Origin of the sequence: Paraburkholderia sp. GAS348, from assembly GCF_050434205.1 — a bacterium.
Lineage (GTDB): Bacteria > Pseudomonadota > Gammaproteobacteria > Burkholderiales > Burkholderiaceae > Paraburkholderia.
Genome location: NZ_JBNPVT010000021.1, coordinates 83,807 through 105,189 on the forward strand (window position 1 = coordinate 83,807; position 21,383 = coordinate 105,189).

A 21,383-nucleotide genomic window follows, 5' to 3' on the forward strand; every position below is an offset into this window, starting at 1 on the left:
GGCGCACACCTTGACATCGTATTAAATCGCCCGCAGGCCACTCAGTAAAATTGCGGTTGGGCGTATGGGTAGTTCGATCAGGGCGCCGTGGCGCGAGTGGGTTAGAGGCGGTGTGTGCTGCTCCCCCACCGCCTCCCGAACTGCCGGCCTGCTATTGGCCAAAATAGATCCTGCAATGCCGCCCGGACGAGCACGGCCGTTCCTGTCGGCCTCCCGCCTCCGTCGCGCCTGCGGCCACGCCGCCATAGGAAACGTTCCGCACCGGTTGAGCGGCCGGCATCATGGTCCGCCCGGTTTCACCAAACGACATGTCGGTGATGTCTTGCGCAGATTCGTTCGCGTTCTGCATTAACACCCGGCCCGACGCAGCTTCGTCCTGCTGGCTGTCCAGTGCGCCGGCTGTGTTCGGCGCAAGAAAGAGAGCGGCGCTTGCCAACGCCATCAATAAACGTAGTTTCATGTCCAGACTCCTCGAATCCGGCGCAGCAGCTTTCATCCCCTTAAAAAGAATTGATCCGCAAAAAAACGTCATGCCGCCAAATCGAACTGACGGACGGGCGAATGCCTATGCGGGACTGCTGCGGCGAGTCACCGAATTAAACGAGTAAATAGTTGCCAGACCTGAAACCGATGTCGGGCGCGCACGCGCGGCTTGCCGGAATCGGTCGCCACCAGGCTGGAAACGCAGATTGTTGCTCCGCTGTTCCGTTATAGGTCGGCCACTCAGGATTTCAAACCCGGCGGTGCAGGCTGCCAGCGGCATCGGTTGCCGCCCGATCGGGGACATGCGGCAACAAAATCAGCCATGCTGGCGCGTGCATTATCCGAACAGTGCGCTATGATGCTGGAATAACGCACAAAATCAGCCCAGCGCGAGGCACCGGCGAGAGACGGGGCGCGGGCGTGAGACAGGCGATTCGCAATCAGTACATCGTCATCACCGTTTTTTCCATAGCGGCCGTAGGCTTACCCAGCCGTACCTGTCGCGCGGCGGAGCGCTTGAATATTCACTGATTGGCGCGGCCGGCCTTATAAGCGGCCTCACCGGGCATATGCTGTAACGCAATTTATGAGGCACCGTTTTGACGCTGCCGCTGGGATTTCCTTCGATCAATAACTTTACCGCTGGCGGGCCCCATTCACATGGGCTCAATGCCTACGCGGCTTCTCCTTGCAATCTGTAACTGACAGAACGCCGGACGCTTTAGAAGGACGAATATCTTATGGACGAAAGGAAGCGAGATAGCATGATTGCGTATCTCCGCCATCGCATGGAAGAGTTTGGTATCAAACCAGAAGACCTCGCCGCCGCGCTGGCGGCCGAACCGAAGGGGCAAAAAGCCGAGCGCTACCGCAGCGCAACGGGAGATAGCTGGGACGGCCAGGGTGAAATGCCCCAATGGCTTAAACAGGCAATTAGCGCAGGTCAATCAATCGACCACTTCGAATTGTCGGCCACGCCGGCGCCCGCCCCGCAGCCGAGGAAACAGGTGGACTGGCTAAACGACCCGTTCGCGGGAAGTCCGCTTGCGCGCCAGAACAACCGGTAAGCCGTCGGACTGTTAGACCGCTAGCGCAAAGGCATCACCCCGCACCGCCCTGATGGCAACAGCAGGTTCGACACGCTCGTCGACGCGGGCGTGTTCGCGCCATGTCCGCTGGCGAAGAGAAGTTGTGCGCCAACGGTTTGCATCCAGACACCTGGGCCCGCCGTATATCCCGTCAGAGCAGCGCAATCGGGCGTTGCGTCTTCGGGAGACCGGTCATGAAAGGAAAATTGGTTTTTGCCGCTGCTGCTTTGTCGATTGCCACCTCCTGCGTATTCGCTGCAGGCGAAACCGTTACGGTTGGCGGACAGGCGATGTACCCCACCAGGGACATCGTCGACAACGCGGTCAATTCCGCGGATCACACCACGCTAGTCGCCGCGGTCAAAGCGGCGGGTCTCGTCGATACGCTCAAGAGTCCGGGGCCGTTCACCGTCTTCGCGCCGACCAATGAAGCGTTTGCGGCATTGCCGGCCGGTACGGTCGACACGCTCGTCAAGCCTGAAAACAAGGCGATGCTCACCAGCATTCTCACCTATCACGTGCTCACCGGCCGTTACGACTTCAGGAAGCTGGACACGGCGATCAAGGCAGGCGGCGGCAAAGCGTCGATCAGGACGGTCAACGGCGAGATGCTCACCTTCACGGAAAACGGACCACGCAATATCGTCGTCGCCGACGCAGCGGGCCACACCGCAGACATCTCCACCTACGACGTCTACCAGAGCAACGGTGTCATCATGGTGGTCGACAAGGTGCTCATGCCGAAGTAACGGGCAGCACCGGCAGGCACGGGATGCCGTCCGATGACGCTATGAATCCGCCGAAAACCGCGCCTTGAATCGCGCCCCGCAGTGCGCGCCAGGCGTCGCTCAACCAGTCGACACGCGGAGAGCCGTTCACATGCCGCAACCGCACTGTATGACGGGGCTCGTTGGGCCGCTCATTGACGCGCGCGATGCGTCGCCGGCTTGCGCCGGCGACGCCGCGGCATACTGCGGCAATTCGATAAACGTGCTGACCTGCCGGACGATTTGCCAGAATACCTTTTCAAACACGCGGACGCGCTCCGGCTCGGGCATTCCGTCGGTAAGCGGATCGGCAAAGATCCAGTTGCACAACGCAGGCGTTCCGGGAAAGAGCGGCGCATGATGCCCGGCGACGCATTCGTCCATGGCGATGACGAGGTCCATCCGCGGCGCCCATTCGCCGGTGAATTCCAGCCAGCTTTTCGGGCTGAGCACGCCGAGGTCCGATATGCCCGGCCGCAATTGCGCGACCGCACTGGGATGAACCCGCGCGGCCGGCTCCGGCCCGGCGCTGAATGCGTCGAACCGGTGTCCCGCCAGTTCGCGCAGTAAAGCCTCGGCGATGATGCTGCGTGCTGAATTCTCGCGACAGAGAAACAGCACCTTGTATTTTTTTCTGGTCACGCTCACCCCGTACCCGTGTTTTTTTAGCTCTCAGTGACATTCTGCCGGCCCAGTCTTGCGCCCCCGTGACACTACGATGTCTTTATTTGTTGCGCCACGAGAATTTTTACCAGGTCGGTCAAGACTCGGACATCGGGCGTCGCATTTGCGACGAAGCGTAGCAGCGCAAATTCTCGCCTTTCAATATGCCGTCAGTCACGCGCGCCGGCCAGGCGACCATCGCGGCAACGGCGTCTGCTCAGCCGGAAGCCTCGCTGTCGCGCCGCTCGGACACGATCCGATTCGCCGCGTCGTTTGCGCCGCCAGACGCCGCCGGTGGGGTTTCGAACAGCATCGCCGCAGGCTGCGTACTGACCGCCTTGACGCCGTTCACAATGCCGGGCGTCGCGACGTATGGGACAAATGCCGCCATTGCAACGACAAAAATAAAAGTAACCATGGCCGTCGTGCCTCTCGGAATCTGCAACATGGAGGTCAAGCGAAATGGGGCTTTTTCGCAATCGAACGACACATGTCACGAACGTGACTTTAATTTTAGAGGGGGATACCTAATCGCTGAAGGCCGCTCTCTATATCAATTCGGTCTACGTCTCTGGTCTAGCGGCCAAAATCATCTGTTCAAAACCGCAAACCGTTCAGGAACTGAAACCAGAGTCCGCCCAGTACGCCGGCCGGGTGGGCATCGTTTGCGCTTTCTTCGCGCTTGCCTGGGTTGCCGTGGTTAGCCGGCGCGCCACGATTGGCGGCATTATCGTCCACGGCAGCCGCCTCCGCCTCCGCTGAAACGTCAGGGACGTCTGCCGCGGCTGCCGCCTCGGCGGCGGCAACGGCCTTCTCCGCCTCGCGCCGCGCCGCCTGCAAGGCCGACACACTGTCGGCGATCTGCGCGGCCCGCCGCGCCTCGCATCGACGTCCTAGCAGCACGCCAAACAGCACATCGCGATTGTGGCCGTCGTCGGCGAAACGCATGGCGAGCGACACCATCTCGGCATAGGCCGCTTCGTCCGCCGCGCGCGCCGCCGCCTCGCGTTCAGCTTGCGCTTTTTGCTGGCGGGCATGCTGCGCTTCCCAGCCGCGCATCTGCTCGGAATAAACCGTGTCATACACCTTGCGCTGCGCGGCGTCGGAGAGGATCGCATACGCGTCCTTGATTTCCTGGAAAGTGGCGCGCGCAACTTCTTCGGCGCCGCTGTTGCGATCCGGATGCCATTTCATCGCGGCCTTGCGGTAGGCCCGCTTGATTTCTTCGTCTGTGGCGTGCGCATGCACACCGAGCGTGTCATATAGGGTTGCCATTGCTTGCTCGACCTCGTCGGGAATCGCTTCGCGGACCATCGTAGCATGCGAAAAACGGCTCTATCGTGAAGTGGCACGCGCTTACGCCACTGAAAGGCCAGACGAAAAAAAGCCTCGCCGCTGGCGGACAGGCTGCTGAGCCGCCCAAAACCCGCGCGGTTATATCGTTAGAACAAAAAGTCGCTTCGCCCGGGTCGCGGCGGTCATTAAGATGACATTTCAAAGTCCGGTTCGCCCCGGTTTGTCTCTCGCGCAGCCCCGCGCCAGCGTCCCGTGAGCCGCTACCGAAGGAGCATTTCGTTGACCAGTTTCGATCATCAGCGCCGGCCACTCGTCATCGGCATCGGCGGCACGACACGCGCGGCGTCGTCGACCGAGCGCGCGCTCGGCTTTGCGCTGCGTGGTGCGCAGGCCGCGGGCGCGAACACCCGCCTGTTCGGCGGCACCTTCCTGCATAGCCTGCCCCACTACGCACCGAAGGACGTCCTCTTGGGGGACGCCCCGGAAAACCCTCAACGCACCGACGAACAGCTGGAACTGATCGAGGCCGTGCGCCATGCGGACGCGTTGATCATCGCGACGCCCGGCTATCACGGCGGCGTCTCGGGTCTCGTCAAGAACGCGCTGGACACGCTCGAAGAGTTGCGCGCCGATGAGCGGCCGTATCTGGATGGCCGCGCGGTCGGTTGCATCGTCACCGCTTATGGCTGGCAGGCTGCCGGCTCGGTGCTGACCTCGCTGCGCTCGATCGTCCACGCGTTGCGCGGCTGGCCCACGCCGTTCGGCGCCGGAATCAACACGCTGGAAACGCGCTTCGACACCGTCGGCACCTGTTCCGACGCCAAAGTTGTCGATCAGCTCGCCACGGTCGGCCAGCAGGCCGCGCAATTCGCCCTGGCGTTCAACGCGCATCGCACGCCGACGGCCGCGCCGCTCAGTCATGCAGTCAGGGAAGCGGAACCCGCCCGCTTGCTGCACGCGGTTTAAACCGCGAAGCGTATGACATCGTGGAGCGCCGCTTGCGCTCCACGAATCCTCCACGAATCCTGTTTGCCGGCTGGTTTTCTCGACCCGGCCGCCGCCCTCGTTCGAAACCGTGCGCCACATAACAGACCACTCGCCCGCCACGCCGGATAGTGTGTCTGAGCACTGCGACCGTAGCCCGATCCGGCCTTCTGAAGACCGTTCCCGAACCTCGCTGATTTGCTTACGACGAAAGATTGGTTCACCCGCTGCGCGGCGCGGCTTACGCTTGATCCTGCCCGCTCACTCACCGGTTGCCCGACGCACAGGGTTGCGTCCCGCGCGCCGGCTCCTTGGCAATACACGCGGGCATACTCAATGCCACGATCATGAATTCACATATCCGCTACAAGGGCTACGAAGTCGCACCAGCTGCGCAACGGCTGCCCAACGGCTTGTTCGCCGCCAACCTGACCATCGAGAAAACCACCGCAAGCGAGGCTCAAGCCTACTCGTTCGACGCGCTCGATTACTTCTTCGACGAAGAACACGCGCTCGCCTATGCGTTCCGCTGGGGACGCATGTGGATCGACAGCCACCAATAACCCGCGCCGCCCCACCCGATAACGCCCACGGACTCCATCGCAGCGATCACGTCAGTCAGGCGCGCAGAGCCCAAAAGCCAATCGCCCTGCGCACGCGCGACCTGGCACTGCGGCAAACGCAGATCACTTTGCGCCATTTGGCGTCGGTTATTAAACGGCTGTGCCAGAATAGGCGACACTTCAGTTCAAGGAGACGCCTGCAATGACATGGACCGTCGATGAACAGTTGGCCCTAACCGCAACGGAAGCGGTCGCTGCGATCCAGTCCGGGCGCCTCAAAGCCGCCGACTATATGGCCACGCTGCTGGCGCGCGCGGCGTCGCTCTCGAGCCTCAATGCACTCACCTCGCTCGACCTCGACGGCGCGCTGGCCGCCGCGCGGCGCATCGACGCGTTGCCGCCCGAAGCAAAAGCGCAATTGGCGCTCGCCGGTTTGCCCATCGTCGTGAAGGACAACATCAACACGGCCGGCATGCAGACCTCGGCGGGCACGCCCGCTCTGGAGGGCTTCGTGCCGAAGGCGAACGCACCGTCGGTACAACGGCTTCTCGATGCCGGCGCGATCGTGCTCGGCAAAGCCAACATGCACGAACTCGCGTTCGGCATCACCAGCACGAACTTCGCCACGCACGCCGGGCCGGTGCGCAATCCGTACGACCCCACCCTGATCCCCGGCGGCTCGTCGGGCGGCACCGCCGCCGCGATCGCCGCGCGCATCGCGCCCGCTGGCCTCGGCACCGACACCGGCGGCTCGACCCGCATTCCGGCCGCGTTGACGGGCATCGCGGGGTTTCGTCCGTCAGTCGGGAACGGCGCCGCCGAGCGGCGCTATCACGACCCGAATGCCGTCGTGCCGATCAGCCATACGCGCGACACGGTGGGGCCGATGGCGCGCACGGTCGCCGATATCGCTTTACTCGACGCCGTGATCACCGGAGCAGGACCGTTGCCCGCCATCACCTTGAACGGCTTGCGCATCGGCTTGCCCGCGCCGCTCTGGGAAGGACTCGAAAGGCAGGTGGAAGAAGTCGCGCGTACCGCCTTGCGCCGGCTCGAAGCAGCGGGCGTCACCTTCGTGCCTGTCGCGATGGGCGAACTGGAAACCTTGAACAGCCGGGTAGGCGGTCCGATCGCGATCCATGAGCCGCGCGAGGACGTACTCGCCTGGCTCGTCGCCAACGACGCGCCGGTCAAGACCGTGGCTGAAATGGCGGCCCGCATCGCGAGCCCGGACGTGCGCGCGATTTACGACAGCGTGCTCGCCGACGTGCTCGGCGCCCATTACGACGCCGCCCTGCTGCAATGGCGGCCGCGCTTGCAGCAGTATGTCGCGGCGACTTTTGCCGATGAGCGGCTCGACGCGCTGCTGTTCCCGACCACGCGCCTCGCCGCGGTGCCGATCGACGACCTGAACGGTTCGTCGACAGTCTCGATCGATGGCGCCGCGCCGATCGATACGATGGACGCGTTCCTGCGCAATACCGACCCGGCCAGCACGTCCGGCATTCCGGGCTTGTCGCTGGCGGCCGGGATGAGCGCCGGCGGCCTGCCGGTCGGCCTGGAACTGGATGGACCGCTCGGCGAGGACCGGCGCTTGCTGGCGATCGGCGTCGCCTTCGAGCAATTGCTCGGCGTGCTGCCGGCGCCGATGCTCTGAGCGCTTTGAAGATGGCGCCGAAGTGGCCGCTAAAGGGGCCATTGAATATCTTGCTGAAACCTCCGTTAAAAAAACCCCGATCCGCATGCCGATAACCGTGCCCAAACCGTCCCGCCTGCGGCAAACGCTGCTGCGAACCTTCGCCGCAGTGGCGCTCGCCATGATTGCCAACGCCTGCACGCACCTTGCCGCAGTCGATTCGAACGCGCTTTGGAAAATTGTCGATCTGCGCTGCGTGCCGTCGCAACAGGCCACCGGCACGCCGGGCCAGTGCACGCTCGTCGACCTCGACAAACGCTATGCAATCCTGAAGGACATTGTTGGCCGTTCGCAGCATCTGCTGATTCCGACCGACCGCGTCACCGGCATAGAAAGCCCATTCGTGCTGGCGCCGAATGCACAGAACTACTGGGACGACGCGTGGGCGTCGCGGCTTTACGTCGAGGAGTCCGTCAAGCGGACCTTGCCCGACAATCAACTCGGCCTCGAGATCAACTCGCAGTACCGCCGCTCGCAAAACCAGTTGCATATCCATATCGATTGCATGCACGGCAACGTGAGCGACGCACTCGCGCGTCACGCGAAGGACACGCCAGGCGAGTGGCATTGGGATACGCTCGACGGCCAGCGCTACCGGATCATGCGCGTCACCTCGCTCGCTCAGGCGAACAATCCGTTTCGCATCGTCGCGCGCGACGACCGGGACAGCGAGGCGATGGCCATGCAAACCATCCTCGTGACGGGCGCGGGGCCATCGGCGCAGAAGGACGGCTGGCTCGTCGTGAATAGCGCCCTGGATGTCGACAATGGCAGCGGCACGGCGGAAGGCTTGCTCGATCATGCCTGCCACGTGGCGGACGGCGGTTGAGCGTCGATTGCCTATCGCGCGGACAAGATCCGCGTGGACCCTGGGAGGCTTCATAGTCTTCCGTCAAGGTACGTCACACAATCTGCCCAGTTAGAATAACTGATATTCCTGACACCCGCAGTGTAGGGCTATACATCAGTATAATTCCTGCCCTGCCCCGCCTCGCGTGAGCTACTCTACGTTAGAGGCAGCCTCGCGCATGCAAGACTGTATTTTCACGCCCGATGTATTGGAAGAACCGAGGTTCATTGCTTGTGCGCCGATCACATAGCTTCCATTGTCGACGATGACGAGGCTGTTCGCGTCGCTACTGCGAGCCTGGTTCGCTCTTTCGGCTGGCAGGTGCACGCGTTCGCATCGGCGGAAGCTTTTCTACACTCCGGCCCCATCGAAGAGACGTCATGCCTGATCTCCGATGTACAAATGCCGAACATGTCTGGCATCGAGATGCATGATCGTCTTCTCGAGCTCGGGTGTGCGCCGCCAACCATCTTCATTACGGCCTTCCCAACGGTTGCCCTACAGGCGAAAAGCGAGAGAAACGGCGCGCTGGCATTCCTCGAAAAGCCGATCGACGCCGAGGTCATGGAACGCTACCTCAACCTCGCGTTAGCCAAACAGGTGGGCGATCCATAGGCCAATCGCGGATGCGCGAGACGCTATTTCAGATGGCGGCCACCGATCTCAGCGCTGCGGCCTTTCGATCGACTCTATGCATGTATCGTGACCGAATTATTGAAACCCGCAGAGGAAGTCGCGCGGATTCAGGACCTGCCGCCCGCTTGCGCCTCGCGATCAAGCATGAACGCCGATCGGCTCGCTCGACTGCGGTATCTGGTCATGCTGTGGATTTCCGGCTGCATCGCCTTGGGAGCCGTCACATGGGCGTGCTTCGCGCTTCGATGCGGCATGGCCACGACCAGCTTCATCTATCTCATGGTGATCGTGTTGCTGTCCTTTCTGGACAGCTTCGTTTCATCCACCGTTTTCTCTATCTTCTGCGCCGGTTGTCTGAACTACTTCTTTACGGCACCGTTGTTCAGCTTCCGGGTAGCCCACACGCAGGATTTCCTGGCGCTGGCTACTTTCCTGATTACCTCCCACGCTATCACTGCGCTGGTCAGGCACACGCGCCGACTGGGCGAAGCACAGCGCGAGCAGGCACGGCTGCTCGATCTTACGCACGACACGATTCTGGTTACCGACATGACTCGCGTGATCAGCTATTGGAATCGCGGCGCCGAGGAGCTCTACGGATGGAAAAGAGAAGAAGCGATCGGCAAAGTCGCCCACCAGCTTCTGCAAACGATATTTCCAGTTGCGCTCGATGACATCAACGAACAGTTGTCGCGCACCGGGCGCTGGGAGGGAGAGCTTGTCCATACCAAACGGGATGGCTCCAAGGTTGTAGTGGCCAGCCGCTGGTCGCTGCAACGAAGCGAAAGCGGGCGGCCGCTCGCTACGCTCGTAACCAACAACGATATTTCGGAACGCAGGCGGGCCGAAGATGAACTGCGCCGCAGTCAGGCCGAATACCTCGCCGAAGCACAGAGACTGAGCCTCACAGGCAGCTTTGGCTGGCGCGTGTCGAACGGAGAACTCTTCTGGTCCGACCAGAGCTTCAGGATTTTTGGCTACGATCCGGAAATCACGCCATCCCTGGAGATGGTGCTGCAACGCACCCATCCGGACGATGTCGCGCGTGTCAAGCAGTTGTTCGAACAGGCAGCGACAACCGGGCGCGACTTCGATTTCCAGCATCGGTTGCTCAGCCCCGACGGGTCCATCAAACATCTCCACGTTGTCGCCCATGCGGTAATCGACGAACAGGGCAGCCACAAGTTCGTCGGCGCGATCCAGGATATAACCGCGGCCACGCTTGCAGACGAGCAGTTACGCGAGGCACAGACTGAACTCGCGCGTATGAGTCGCGTGATGGCGCTCGGCGAGTTGAGCGCATCCATCGCACACGAGGTCAACCAGCCTCTGGCAGCTATCGTTACCAGCGGTGCGGCCTGTTTGCGCTGGCTAGGTCACGCGACGCCGCAACCGGACGAAGTGCGGGCCTGCGTGCAGAACATGATGGCCAACGGCAAGCGCGCGGGTGAAATCGTCCGGCGTATCCGCACGCTCACCAAGCGGGACACACCTCAGAAAATGCGCCTCGGCCTCAACGAGGTCGTCACCGAAGTTGCATCTCTGGTACAGCATCAGGTCCTTACTCATCGGGTTAAGTTGCGCGTCAAACTCGCATGCGGGTTGCCCCGGTTGGCCGCCGATCGGATCGAACTTCAGCAGGTGATCCTGAATCTCGTGATAAACGGCATTCAGGCAATCGATGAAACCGACGACGGGTTACGCGAACTATTGATCGAAACGCGTCAGGACGAGGACGGATGGGTGGTCGTCGCGGTACAGGATTCGGGACCCGGCATCAAGGCGGAAAACGTCAACCACCTGTTCGACCCTTTCTTCACCACCAAGTCCGATGGCATGGGCATGGGGCTCTCGATCTGCCGTTCTATCATCGAAGCCCACGGAGGACGGGTGTGGGCGTCCAGCCATGCAGCGCGTGGCGCGGTCTTTCAGTGCAGCCTGCCCGCCCTCGGCGAGAGTGACCTCACCGAGCCCGCCCGCTGTCGATAACCTTGGTTTAGACGACTGTCGGCGTCGCCCGACGGGGATATTTCGGATATCTCGTACGAGGCGAACTCCGGAGAATTGCCGGCACGGCGATATCGGCCTCATCACAACGTGCTGCTTCATCGAGCCCATTCCCCCCAGGAATCGTTGATATCTCGAAGGGATATCTTCCGTCAGCCCATACTCCATGCAATCCTTTGCTTCATCGTTCACGGAGCAAACCATCATGAGTAGATTGCTTAACAAGACTGCAGTGATTACTGGCGGAAACAGCGGCATCGGCCTGGCAACGGCCAAACGATTCGTCGACGAAGGCGCGCACGTCTTCATCGTCGGCCGACGTCAGGCAGAACTCGATCAGGCGGCCGCTCAGATAGGCAAGAACGTCACTGCCGTAAAGGCGGACGTCACCAAACTCGAGGACCTCGACCGCCTGTATTCAATCGTTCGGGAACAGCGTGGACAGATTGACGTTCTGTTCGCCAATTCTGGATCGATCGAACACAAGACACTCGAACAGATTACGCAGGAACACTACGACAGGACGTTCGATGTCAACGTGCGAGGTTTGATTTTTACCGTGCAGAAAGCACTTCCCCTGTTGCGCGAAGGCAGTAGCGTTATTCTCACCAGTTCGATCGCCGGTGTATTGGGGCTTGAGGCACACGATACCTACAGCGCAGCCAAGGCAGCGGTCCGCTCCCTGGCCAGAACCTGGACGGTCGAGCTAAAGGGAAGAGGTATTCGAGTCAATGCCATTAGTCCGGGGGCAATCGACACACCCATCATCGAAAGCCAGGTAACCACTCCGGCCGAGGCGGATGCATTGCGTGCCAAGTTCGCCTCGGTGACACCTCTGGGCCGCGTGGGGCGCCCTGAGGAATTGGCGGCTGCCGTACTCTTCCTGGCTTCGGAAGACAGTAGCTACGTGGCAGGCATAGAGCTATTCGTGGACGGCGGATTAGCGCAAGTCTGACACAGCCAGGACTCCAGACCGTCCGCGAGTTATCCAGTCCGCCGATGTGTTCAAGCCTGGAACGTGACCGCCGTCGCGGCGGCCGCGTCGCATCACGCGACGTCGAGCTGATCCGAGTCGTCGGTAATCCCGAGTTCGTTCAGCGAGTATTCGATGAATGCCCGGACCTTCGGCGCCAACGCACGCGCCGCTGGATATAGCAGATGAATCGAACGCTCGGGCGTCGAGAAATCTTCCAGAACCCTGACGAGGGTGCCATTGCGCAGATACGGTTCGACAACGTAATCGTGCAGGTAGACGATGCCCGCTCCCGCCAGCGCCGCATCGACAATCACGTCGCAATGGTCGATCACCTGCCGTGCCATGCCCCCTATCCTGATGGTCCAGCTTCTGCTTCCGTACCAGAACTGCCAGTCATGGTGCCGCCGCGACTCGGCCGACTGATACGCCACGCAGTCATGAAGCGCAAGATCGTCGGGCGACGCGGGAGACCCGTGTTCGTCCAGGTATTCCCGGCTCGCGCACGCCACCCATCGTGCGATACCAATTCTGCTTGACGTCAGTTTCGGCGGGACAAGCTCGCCAATTCGGATAGCCAGATCGAAACCGTCGTCAATCAGGTCGACGACGGCGTCCGACAGGCTCGTCTCCACGACGATATTGGCATGGAGCCGGTGAAACTTCGGCAGCATCGGCACCAGCACGGAACGGGCATACCCGATGGGCGCCGTGATCCTCAACCGTCCCGACGGTACGCTCGCAGCGTCCAGTAGCTCGGTCTCCGCCAGCTTCAAGTCGGCGAGAATGTCGCGGCACCGTTCATAGAATGTCGCGCCTTCCGCAGTCAGCCCGACGTTTCGCGTCGTCCGGTTCAGCAGCATGACGCCCGTCTGACCTTCCAGACGGCTGATGGCCCGGCTCACGCCCGAACCGGTCAGCCCCAGCACCCGGCCGGCCTCCGTAAAGCTCTTCGTCTCCGCAACCCGCACGAAAGCCTCAACAGCGGAAAGATCCACTCGTTCCTCCTACTGCGGGCGCGCGCAACGCTCGACGGGGCACCTCGTCGGCCAGGTTCATCGAAGCGTCTCCCTGGTTCGCAGAACCATTGAATATAGGCTCATTTTATCGACAACATACGCCGCCGAACAATCGCCAACAATATTCATTTCTGCCGTGATCAATAGTCAATAAACATCACGTCGGGCGCGTTCCCGATGCGTCGAAGCAACGGGACCCGCAATTTACGCGTTCCCTGGATTCACTTCGGATTCGGCGACGCCATAATCATCATACAAAAGGTGAGGCAAGGCGCTCGCGATCGGCGTCGAGTCCTTGGACGGAGCCTATAATGACTGTCCGGCTGTTCCTCGAAGCCTCATTGCCACGCGCAGCGAAGCAGGTCTTCCCGACGTGCCCGGCTTCGAAAGAGCGCGAGTGTTTTTCTCTCGCATCGAGCGCCCTGGATGATCGATTTGAGGTCGGGAGGTTCCATGCGACCGCGATGCGCAATCAATCTGCTCCAATCGAAGGAAGGGTCCCGCCTCCACGGTCACGAACTCGACCGATGGCGCCGCTGGGGGCCTTATCTGAGCGAGCGTCAATGGGGCACCGTTCGCGAAGACTACAGCGAATACGGCACCGCATGGGATTACTTTCCGCACGATCATGCGCGCAGCCGCATGTACCGTTGGGGTGAAGACGGCATCGCTGGATTCGGCAACGATCCGCTTGACTGGTGCGTGTCGCTCGCGCTCTGGAATGGGCATGACCCGATCATCAAGGAACGGCTCTTTGGGCTAACGAATGAGCAAGGCAATCACGGCGAGGACGTGAAGGAGCTTTACTTCTATCTCGACGGCACGCCGACTCATTCGTACATGAAGATGCTCTACAAATATCCTCACGAGGCGTATCCGTACCAGGATCTGATCGACGAAAACCGGCGGCGCGGCGCCGATCAGCCGGAGTATGAAATCCTCGATACGGGCGTGTTCGACGACAACCGCTACTTCGACATCGTCGTCGAGTATGCGAAGCACACACCCGACGATATCGTGATGCGCGTCACCGTCGAAAACCGCGCCGATCAGCGGGCGGCGCTTCATGTCTTGCCGCAATTCTGGGCGCGCAACAGGTGGCAATGGTCGGGCAAGCCGGGCAAGCCGTCGCTGACGCTGGAGCCCGGCACGGATGAAGGTGTGCGCGTCGTCGCCCGCAATCCCGCGCTCGAAACGATGATCGTGACGGCGTCGGCACAACAGCCGGTCGAATGGCTATTCTGCGAAAATGAAACCAACGTGCGGCGCATTTTCGGCCTCGAAGGAACGGGCCCCTTCAAGGACGGTTTCAATGACTTCCTCATTGCTCGCGACGAGCAGGCAATCCGGCGCGACAAGGGCACCCGCGCCGCTGCGCATGTGTATCTCCAGCTCGCCCCTCATGAGAGCTCGGTGCTCTATCTGCGCTGGCGTCCCGAATCGTCTCCGGCTGCGGCTCCAGAGACTGTGCCGCTCGATATGAAAGCGCTGTTCGCGCGCCGGCAAGCGGAGGCTGACGAATTCTATGCGGTACTTCAGCACGACATCGCCGACGCCGATATGCGTCTCGTGCAGCGTCAGGCGCTCGCCGGGATGCTGTGGTCGAAGCAGTACTACCAGTTCGACGTGACGCGCTGGCACGACGGGGACCCCGGTCAGCCCAATCCGCCGAAAGCACGCAGACACGGCCGTAACGCCGACTGGCGGCACATGTGCAACGGCGACATCGTGTCGATGCCCGACAAGTGGGAGTACCCGTGGTACGCCTCGTGGGACCTTGCCTTTCATGCGGTCGCGTTCGCGGTGATCGATCCCGACTTCGCCAAGAAACAATTGCTGCTGCTCGTGAAGGACCGCTACATGCACCCGAACGGGCAATTGCCCGCCTACGAGTGGGCGTTCAGCGACGCGAATCCGCCGGTTCACGCATGGGCAACATGGCGTGTCTACGAACTCGACCGCGAAGTGACAGGCGTTGGCGACCTCGGGTTCCTTGAAATGATGTTCCACAAGCTGCTGCTCAATTTCTCGTGGTGGGTCAACCGCAAGGATGCCGATGACCGCAACATTTTTCAGGGCGGCTTCCTTGGGCTCGACAACATCGGCATCTTCGACCGGTCTTCATCGCTGCCGACTGGCGGCCGCATCGATCAGGCCGACGGCACTGCATGGATGGCCTCGTACGCACTCGATCTGATGCAGATTGGCCTCGAACTGGCGATGAAAAATGACTCGTACGTTGAAATCGCCGTGAAGTTCTTCGAGCATTTTCTCTATATCGCGGAAGCGATCAATTGCAGCGACGGCTGCGGTACAGGGTTATGGGACGCACACGACGAATTCTTCTACGACTTGCTACACCTTCCAGATGGAACCCAGGTGCCGATGCGGATTCGCTCGATCGTCGGGCTGATTCCGCTGTTCGCCGTACACGTGCTCGAAGATCGCGTGTACGGTCATCTGCCCGGCTTGCGTGAACGCCTGGCATGGTTTCTCGATCATCGGCCGAATCTGGCCAAGCTGGTGTCGCGCTGGACCGAACCCGGCAAAGGCAACACTACGCTGCTCTCGCTGTTGCGCGGGTACCGGATGACCGCGCTGTTGCGCCGCGCGCTCGATGAAACCGAATTTCTGTCTGAGTATGGTGTGCGGGCGCTGTCCCGTGTGCATCGTGACACGCCGTACGTCTTCGACCACGACGGTGCGAGCTTCCATGTCAACTACTTGCCTGGCGAATCCGACTCACGTGTGTTCGGCGGCAATTCGAACTGGCGCGGCCCGGTCTGGATGCCGGTCAATTACCTGCTGATCGAATCGCTGTATGAGTTTCATCGCTACTATGGCGACGAGTTTCGCATCGAATATCCAACCGGTTCGGGCAACCTGCTCTCGCTGAGCGAGATTGCCGACAAACTGGCGCGGCGCGTCACTGCGCTCTTTCTCAAAGATGCGCACGGCGTGCGGCCCGTGATGGCCGCCTATCCGATGCTGCAAGCCGACCCGCGCTCGCAGGATCTCATGCTCTTCCATGAGTACTTTCACGGCGACAATGGCCGCGGCGTCGGCGCTTCGCATCAGACCGGCTGGAGTGGCCTCGTCGCGCTGCTGCTCCAGCCGCGCATGATGAAGCTCTCCCACGCGCAACCCGATACCGCGTCGATAGTCGAAGCAATCGCCGAAGACACGGCACCCGTCATGGGTCGTTAGAGTCCGCTTGTTGGAAAGCCATCGAAGAACAATGCGTGATGAACTATTCAACCCCTTATTCCGGCAGCATCGAGAACCCTGTTTTCTCGGAACACAGGTTGTCGATTGGACTGACGCTGCCCTTGTTACGTCGAGGCGAAATCGTTGCGGACTTTCACGAGCAGCTGAAGCTCGCCGAACTTGCTGATACGCTCGGATTTCGCGCGTTGTGGATCCGGGACGTTCCGCTCAACAGCGCCGACTATCCCGATCCCGTCGGACATCTCGACCCGTGGGTCTTTCTTGGCGCGCTGGCATCCCGAACCCAGCGCATCGCCTTCGCAAGCGGCGCTATCGTGCTACCGCTGCGCCACCCGTTACATGTAGCGAAAGGCGCCCTATCCGTCAGCGCACTCTCGGGTGGCCGGTTCATCCTGGGCCTGGGCTCGGGAGACCGTCCGCACGAATACGCGGCGTTCGGCAAGGATTCCGGCGAGCGTCGCGAGTTGTTTCGACGCCATTGGGAAATTGTCGCCGCAGCCGTCGGGTCGTCTGCTCGCGTGATTCCCGACCATGCGCCGCCTGATGCCGCGGAATTCACGCTATTGCCTCGCGGTACCCGCGAAATTCCCATGCTCGCTGTGGGCTCCGGCGGACAAAGCGTTGACTGGATCGCTCGCAACGCGATCGGCTGGATGACCTACCATCGTGACCCGGATGTGCAGCGGTCTCGCCATTCGATGTGGCTAGCCGCTGTCAATCGGCTCCATACTCCTGCATTCCGAGCCTTCGGCGTGGCGATGCAGCTCGAATTGAGTGCGCATGCCGAGACACCGGCCACAGCGCTTCCGCTTGGCTATTCGACCGGCCGACATGCGCTAGTGCGCTCGCTACAGGACATGCGCGCGGCCGGTACGCATCACGTCAGTCTGAACCTCAGCTCCGAACGTCCGGTGCGTGACGTGCTCGAAGAGATCGCAGCACATGTGTTACCGGAGTTTCACGAAGGTCGTGGATCTGAATAGCTCTTATGCTGCGGCACATTACTGTGCTGACTCCTGATCAACAATCTCATGCGCAAGCGCCGCAACAGACATTCTTCAGGGCAGGCTATCCGCCACGAATGGCCGTGCCGCGCATCCCGAACCGTATTGCCCTGCCCCGTTCAAGGCCCGCGGGAGAGCGCATCTGCAGGTTTGCGCGTTGAGCGACTGCGGACGCCGATGCACGTCTGGACAAAGCGACCCGCCATGCCTGCCAGCGCGATGGGACTCACTATAATTCTCCGTGATGGGACTCACTATAATTCTCTTCATTCAGAAGGTGGTACGTACAGGGCGTATCCGGCCGGACCCAGCAATCGAAAACACATCGCCGGACGCTCCTCCTCCCAATGCGTTGCTCAATCGGTTCAAGAGGCTTCTTGATGACTCCCATCTTCGCTGAACGAGGCGGCGGCGCGACGAACACCACGATCGTATACGTGATCGACGACGATGAATCGATGCGGTTTTCGTTAAGCACTCTGCTACGCTCGATCGGATTGCGGGTCGAGACATTCGCTTCACCACAGGCATTTCTCGAGTTCAAGAAGTCCAACATCCCGAGCTGCCTGATTCTCGACATCAGGCTGCGAGGCGAGAATGGGCTCTCGTTTCAGCAGGAAATGCTCTCACGCGGCTTGCGCATGCCCATCCTCTTCATGACCGGTTACGGCGACATGGCGATGTGCGTGAAAGCAATGAAAGCGGGAGCGCTTGATTTCTTTCCAAAACCCTTTCGGGATCAGGACATGCTGGACGCCGTCACGCAGGCGTTGGCGCGCGACAGCAAGCGCCTCGCAGCGGAGGAATCGGTCGCGGCGTTGCGCGCTTCCTATACATCGTTGACGGGACGCGAACAGCAGGTCATGGCTCTTGTCACTGCCGGTTTGATGAACAAGCAGATCGCCGCTGAAATGCATCTCAGCGAGATCACGGTGAAAGTCTATCGCGGTCAGCTGATGAAGAAAATGATGGCAAGGTCGGTCGCGGATCTCGTTCGTAAAGCGGAGGCGCTGCGCATAGAGTCGTATCACGAAAAGACACTCTGAAACGCAAATTGCGCCTCACAACCAGAAAGAGAATAGAATTCACCTGCAAAATCGTTCGGATTCCATTGTAATATTTCCGTATCACTGGCGCTCCAGGGCGACCATAATTCAGGTCGATATGCTGTTCGAGGAGACGCCCGCGCATTTCCATGCCGGACATCCGAGGCATGCGAATGTCCGACTTCCGGAAGTTCCGACGCGACAACAGACCGCGACTGGGAAGCACCACAACCTGCCTCGTGCCACGCTGTTTGCCAGATTCAAGGAGAAAAGATAGTGGATCAATTGACGGCACTGGCAACCTTCGTGCGCGTAATCGAAACCGGTTCCTTCTCGACCGCTGCACGTTCGCTCGGCGTGAGTCAGCCCGCTGTATCGAAAGCCATCGCGACATTGGAAGAACGTCTTGCAGTCCGGCTACTGCTTCGATCGACACGCGGCTTGACCCCGACCGACGCGGGTGAGGCATTCTACGAACGGGCGAAGCGCGTGATGCTGGAAGTGGAGCAAGCTGAGCATGTGGCGCGAGGGGCCAGCACACGCTTATCCGGGCGAGTACGTGTGAGCGCAGACGTTACGTTTACGCGATTGCACCTCATGCCCGCGCTCAACGGATTTCTCGACACGTACCCGGATCTTGCACTTGATATTCTTCTGGACGATCGCAATGTCGACCTGCTTGAGGAGGGCGTCGACGTCGGCTTGCGGACGGGAACGCGCGACACTTCAAATATGCCGGCACGCAAGCTCGGCGAGGCACTTCGGTATGTCGTCGGTTCCCCAGCCTATTTCGAGCACGCCGGCATCCCCTCTACGCCAGGCGAATTGAGCTGCCATCAATTCATCAACTATAGCCAGCAAGGTGGTGGACGCGTCTGGACGTTTAGACGAAACGATACCGAGTCGTCCGTTTCCCTTAATGGCCGGCTGTCGGTGAGTGCGCTTGAAGCGGTACGCGAAGCAGTTCTTGCAGGTATGGGTATAGCGGTCGCGCCAGAGTGGCTGTTTTTGCCCGAATTGAAGAGTGGTCAGGTCAGGACCGTACTAACGGACTGGCGCCTCCCCCCATGTGAGCTATGGGCGGTCATTCCCGCGGGCCGGATGGCAAGTAGAAAGACGCGTGCTTTCATCAGCTTCGTGCAGGAAGCGCTCGGACAGGCGAATGCTTCGGTAGCGGCGCCACAGCCATGCGGCGGCTATTTTTCCGCGCCTATCCAGGAGGCACTGACTTCATGAGGCTCTGACTCCGCCAATGCCGCACGAGCGGCTTCCGCTTGCCACGCGGCCACCCCTGTTTGTCAATCGAATGGGTCAAAGAGCGAAACAGCCGGCAAGCGATCTCCGTCCTTGCCGGCCGCGCCGCATCAGGCGAAGAACCCGGCCAGCACACGAGCTACTGTGGCCGCGTCATTTTCCATTGGAATGTGTCCAGCTTTCGGAATACGGACGAGTTGCGTATTCGGAATCTCCCTGGCGAACTTCTCCGCGTACTCGACAAGCTGGAAGCTGTCGTCTTCGCCCCAGACGAGCAGCTTCGGCGTCTGCGACGCACGAAGGCTCGGCAACAGATCCATCGTATAACGACTGTCCGCCGCGCCGGCAAGGGCCACCCAGGACCGTGCTACGCGCGGATCGGTCCACGGCTCGAGATACTCCTCTACTTCGCTTTCCGTTGCCGGGCGGGCCAATGCCGTGAGCACGGACTTGCGACGAGCGGCGAGGACGTCCTCCGTAGTCGTTGCAGCGGCGACCGCCGGGTCGCGGAACCGGGCAACGCCAGGCACGGGCCACGAATCGAACATGACTGCGTTGACGAGTGCGAATTTGCTGATCGCAATTTTCCCATCCACCAGGACCTGCTGTGCGATGCCGCCGCCAATATCGTGCCCTGCGAGACCCACAGACCCGTCGATATGCAGTGCTGCGAGAAACTGCGGCAGCCAACCCGCCAAGGCGGGGATCGAGGCACTGGCAATAGTCAGCTCGCCGCCGGAACGGCCAAATCCAGGGAAATCCACAGCGATGGGGCGTAGACCGGCGCCCGCCAGACCGTCGAGCACCGGCTGCCATACCCGGCTCCAATAAGTGCCGTGCAGTAGCAATAAAACAGGCCCAGTCTGGTCCCCTGCAGTAAGGTAGCTAACCGGTACGCCAGCTACGTCGACGGTACGTCGTTCCATGGTGATTTTCCTCGGTTGTCGGCGGCGGCGCCCAGGCGACTCGCTGCTTCTGGGCACCGACCTGCCTTCGATACGTCTTCGTCCGTGCCCCGGAAGCCCCGATGGCTCGCACGTCAATGAATTGTCCTAGCGAATAAACTGCTTGACGTAGTCAGCGCCCAGGCCAATTTCTTCGTAATGTTTACGAGCCGCTTCGATCTTCGTGAATACGTCTTCATATCCCACCGCTACACCTTGCGGATCGACGTAAGTGTAGCCACCTGTGACGTGGAACCACGTGATCATCTCTTCGACGTCCTCAGGCACGTACAGCGTATGGGTTTCGCCTGCCGGCTCGTGCGCATACCCGCCCTGCTCCGCGACCCAGTCATGCTCCAGGTAGTACCATCGCCCCCTCAGAACGATTGCGTGGACAGGCCCAGTGTGGCGGTGACGCGAAAGCACACCAGACTGCCGAACCCGGAGGAGATTGACGTAATAACCTTGGCTTGCGCTGAGAAGCAGTGGTTTGAAAGACACAGTCCCGGTCATGGGTACCCACAGGTTATCGTCCTCCAGCCATTTGTCGAGGATCCCCGGATGCACGAGGTCGCGTGACATGTCTGCCGGTTGCGGCAGCTGATAGGGAATCGCCTGCTCATCAGGCGTTCTTGCGGTTGCGCTGGTCATGCTCGAAATCTCCAAAGAAGTGCAGTGCATCGGACACTACGTTCAGGCTATTGACAAGCCGATGATGCGCGCGGCGTCACGCCAGCGGAAGACGCCGCGAGTACATAACATTCATTCCCGCCAGGCATACAGCGCTCGATGCCGCCGCGACGCCCTATTCCCCTTTGGAATTTCAGTTATGCGTCCGCGAACTCTACCTCCCTCCGAGCGTTGCAAGCATGATCTGACGAT

Annotated in this window: 20 protein-coding genes; 13 read left to right on the forward strand and 7 right to left on the reverse strand. The window is 60.8% G+C overall.

All coding sequences use genetic code 11. The features are described from left to right. Positions 1-151: 151 nt before the first annotated feature. Positions 152-460, reverse strand: coding sequence for a hypothetical protein (locus P3T22_RS26710; protein ID WP_429326597.1), 309 nt, complete (start codon positions 458-460; stop codon positions 152-154). 763 nt (positions 461-1,223) lie between these two features. On the opposite strand from P3T22_RS26710, the gene P3T22_RS26715 reads away from it, so the two are divergent. Both P3T22_RS26715 and P3T22_RS26720 read left to right on the forward strand, forming a co-directional pair. Beyond that, positions 1,224-1,550 (forward strand): H-NS family nucleoid-associated regulatory protein, encoded by a 327-nt coding sequence (locus tag P3T22_RS26715; protein WP_082855347.1) that lies wholly within the window; start codon positions 1,224-1,226, stop codon positions 1,548-1,550. Positions 1,551-1,765: 215 nt separating this feature from the next. Continuing rightward, entirely contained in the window at positions 1,766-2,320 is a 555-nt protein-coding gene (locus tag P3T22_RS26720; RefSeq protein WP_063499377.1) for a fasciclin domain-containing protein, read from the forward strand. Between the two features lie 126 nt (positions 2,321-2,446). Here the strand turns inward: P3T22_RS26720 and P3T22_RS26725 are convergent, their stop codons facing one another. The 3 genes from P3T22_RS26725 to P3T22_RS26735 all read right to left on the reverse strand — a co-directional run bounded on the left by P3T22_RS26725 (position 2,447) and on the right by P3T22_RS26735 (position 4,276). Next, positions 2,447-2,980 carry a low molecular weight phosphatase family protein gene (locus tag P3T22_RS26725; RefSeq protein ID WP_236720973.1) on the reverse strand — a complete coding sequence of 178 codons (534 nt, stop codon included), beginning with the start codon at positions 2,978-2,980 and terminating at the stop codon, positions 2,447-2,449. Positions 2,981-3,218: 238 nt separating this feature from the next. Next, positions 3,219-3,419 carry a hypothetical protein gene (locus P3T22_RS26730; RefSeq protein ID WP_063500754.1) on the reverse strand — a complete coding sequence of 67 codons (201 nt, stop codon included), beginning with the start codon at positions 3,417-3,419 and terminating at the stop codon, positions 3,219-3,221. A 179-nt stretch (positions 3,420-3,598) separates the two neighbouring features. Then, positions 3,599-4,276, reverse strand: a complete 678-nt coding sequence (locus P3T22_RS26735) for a J domain-containing protein (RefSeq protein ID WP_429326586.1) — start codon at positions 4,274-4,276, stop codon at positions 3,599-3,601. A gap of 300 nt (positions 4,277-4,576) precedes the next feature. Here P3T22_RS26735 and P3T22_RS26740 point away from each other — a divergent pair, with 300 nt between their 5' ends. The 7 genes from P3T22_RS26740 to P3T22_RS26770 all read left to right on the forward strand — a co-directional run bounded on the left by P3T22_RS26740 (position 4,577) and on the right by P3T22_RS26770 (position 11,988). Beyond that, on the forward strand, positions 4,577-5,263 hold the full coding sequence (locus tag P3T22_RS26740; protein WP_063499378.1) for an NADPH-dependent FMN reductase: 687 nt from the start codon (positions 4,577-4,579) through the stop codon (positions 5,261-5,263). A gap of 365 nt (positions 5,264-5,628) precedes the next feature. Beyond that, on the forward strand, positions 5,629-5,844 hold the full coding sequence (locus tag P3T22_RS26745) for an HlyU family transcriptional regulator (RefSeq protein WP_063499379.1): 216 nt from the start codon (positions 5,629-5,631) through the stop codon (positions 5,842-5,844). A 202-nt stretch (positions 5,845-6,046) separates the two neighbouring features. Beyond that, positions 6,047-7,501: an indoleacetamide hydrolase gene (iaaH, locus tag P3T22_RS26750; protein WP_429326587.1), complete on the forward strand. Its 1,455-nt coding sequence runs from the start codon at positions 6,047-6,049 to the stop codon at positions 7,499-7,501. A 160-nt stretch (positions 7,502-7,661) separates the two neighbouring features. Beyond that, positions 7,662-8,369 (forward strand): CDP-diacylglycerol diphosphatase, encoded by a 708-nt coding sequence (locus tag P3T22_RS26755; protein ID WP_429326598.1) that lies wholly within the window; start codon positions 7,662-7,664, stop codon positions 8,367-8,369. A 252-nt stretch (positions 8,370-8,621) separates the two neighbouring features. Continuing rightward, complete coding sequence (locus P3T22_RS26760; RefSeq protein WP_063499382.1) at positions 8,622-9,005, forward strand: response regulator transcription factor; 384 nt, start codon at positions 8,622-8,624, stop codon at positions 9,003-9,005. An 87-nt stretch (positions 9,006-9,092) separates the two neighbouring features. Then, on the forward strand, positions 9,093-11,015 hold the full coding sequence (locus P3T22_RS26765; RefSeq protein WP_429326588.1) for a PAS domain-containing protein: 1,923 nt from the start codon (positions 9,093-9,095) through the stop codon (positions 11,013-11,015). Between the two features lie 223 nt (positions 11,016-11,238). Then, a complete protein-coding gene (locus P3T22_RS26770; protein ID WP_429326589.1) occupies positions 11,239-11,988 on the forward strand; it encodes an SDR family NAD(P)-dependent oxidoreductase in 750 nt (249 codons plus the stop codon). A gap of 92 nt (positions 11,989-12,080) precedes the next feature. On the opposite strand, the gene P3T22_RS26775 is transcribed toward P3T22_RS26770, so the two are convergent. Then, the gene (locus tag P3T22_RS26775; protein ID WP_429326590.1) at positions 12,081-13,004 is read right to left on the reverse strand and encodes a LysR substrate-binding domain-containing protein; all 924 of its coding nucleotides are present in this window, start codon (positions 13,002-13,004) and stop codon (positions 12,081-12,083) included. Positions 13,005-13,478: 474 nt separating this feature from the next. Here P3T22_RS26775 and P3T22_RS26780 point away from each other — a divergent pair, with 474 nt between their 5' ends. From P3T22_RS26780 to P3T22_RS26795, 4 genes are all read left to right on the forward strand, one after another. Further along, entirely contained in the window at positions 13,479-16,232 is a 2,754-nt protein-coding gene (locus P3T22_RS26780; protein WP_429326591.1) for an MGH1-like glycoside hydrolase domain-containing protein, read from the forward strand. A 38-nt stretch (positions 16,233-16,270) separates the two neighbouring features. Then, positions 16,271-17,236, forward strand: coding sequence for an LLM class oxidoreductase (locus P3T22_RS26785; protein ID WP_063499385.1), 966 nt, complete (start codon positions 16,271-16,273; stop codon positions 17,234-17,236). 401 nt (positions 17,237-17,637) lie between these two features. Continuing rightward, positions 17,638-18,303 (forward strand): response regulator transcription factor, encoded by a 666-nt coding sequence (locus P3T22_RS26790; RefSeq protein WP_063499386.1) that lies wholly within the window; start codon positions 17,638-17,640, stop codon positions 18,301-18,303. A 276-nt stretch (positions 18,304-18,579) separates the two neighbouring features. Further along, positions 18,580-19,539 (forward strand): LysR family transcriptional regulator, encoded by a 960-nt coding sequence (locus tag P3T22_RS26795; protein WP_429326592.1) that lies wholly within the window; start codon positions 18,580-18,582, stop codon positions 19,537-19,539. Positions 19,540-19,667: 128 nt separating this feature from the next. On the opposite strand, the gene P3T22_RS26800 is transcribed toward P3T22_RS26795, so the two are convergent. Both P3T22_RS26800 and P3T22_RS26805 read right to left on the reverse strand, forming a co-directional pair. After that, a complete protein-coding gene (locus P3T22_RS26800; protein ID WP_063499388.1) occupies positions 19,668-20,483 on the reverse strand; it encodes an alpha/beta fold hydrolase in 816 nt (271 codons plus the stop codon). 126 nt (positions 20,484-20,609) lie between these two features. After that, the gene (locus P3T22_RS26805; RefSeq protein WP_063499389.1) at positions 20,610-21,152 is read right to left on the reverse strand and encodes a 2,4'-dihydroxyacetophenone dioxygenase family protein; all 543 of its coding nucleotides are present in this window, start codon (positions 21,150-21,152) and stop codon (positions 20,610-20,612) included. Positions 21,153-21,383: the final 231 nt, after the last annotated feature.

Excerpts from the sequence above, each read along its gene's own strand:
- P3T22_RS26805 (WP_063499389.1), bottom strand. The coding sequence starts at position 21,152 with ATGACCAGCGCAACCGCAAGAACGCCTGATGAGCAGGCGATTCCCTAT.
- P3T22_RS26755 (WP_429326598.1), top strand. The coding sequence starts at position 7,662 with ATGATTGCCAACGCCTGCACGCACCTTGCCGCAGTCGATTCGAACGCG.
- P3T22_RS26735 (WP_429326586.1), bottom strand. The coding sequence starts at position 4,276 with ATGGCAACCCTATATGACACGCTCGGTGTGCATGCGCACGCCACAGAC.
- iaaH (WP_429326587.1), top strand. The coding sequence starts at position 6,047 with ATGACATGGACCGTCGATGAACAGTTGGCCCTAACCGCAACGGAAGCG.
- P3T22_RS26800 (WP_063499388.1), bottom strand. The coding sequence starts at position 20,483 with ATGGAACGACGTACCGTCGACGTAGCTGGCGTACCGGTTAGCTACCTT.
- P3T22_RS26715 (WP_082855347.1), top strand. The coding sequence starts at position 1,224 with ATGGACGAAAGGAAGCGAGATAGCATGATTGCGTATCTCCGCCATCGC.
- P3T22_RS26780 (WP_429326591.1), top strand. The coding sequence starts at position 13,479 with ATGCGACCGCGATGCGCAATCAATCTGCTCCAATCGAAGGAAGGGTCC.
- P3T22_RS26745 (WP_063499379.1), top strand. The coding sequence starts at position 5,629 with ATGAATTCACATATCCGCTACAAGGGCTACGAAGTCGCACCAGCTGCG.
- P3T22_RS26770 (WP_429326589.1), top strand. The coding sequence starts at position 11,239 with ATGAGTAGATTGCTTAACAAGACTGCAGTGATTACTGGCGGAAACAGC.
- P3T22_RS26720 (WP_063499377.1), top strand. The coding sequence starts at position 1,766 with ATGAAAGGAAAATTGGTTTTTGCCGCTGCTGCTTTGTCGATTGCCACC.
- P3T22_RS26730 (WP_063500754.1), bottom strand. The coding sequence starts at position 3,419 with ATGGTTACTTTTATTTTTGTCGTTGCAATGGCGGCATTTGTCCCATAC.
- P3T22_RS26710 (WP_429326597.1), bottom strand. The coding sequence starts at position 460 with ATGAAACTACGTTTATTGATGGCGTTGGCAAGCGCCGCTCTCTTTCTT.
- P3T22_RS26785 (WP_063499385.1), top strand. The coding sequence starts at position 16,271 with ATGAACTATTCAACCCCTTATTCCGGCAGCATCGAGAACCCTGTTTTC.
- P3T22_RS26790 (WP_063499386.1), top strand. The coding sequence starts at position 17,638 with ATGACTCCCATCTTCGCTGAACGAGGCGGCGGCGCGACGAACACCACG.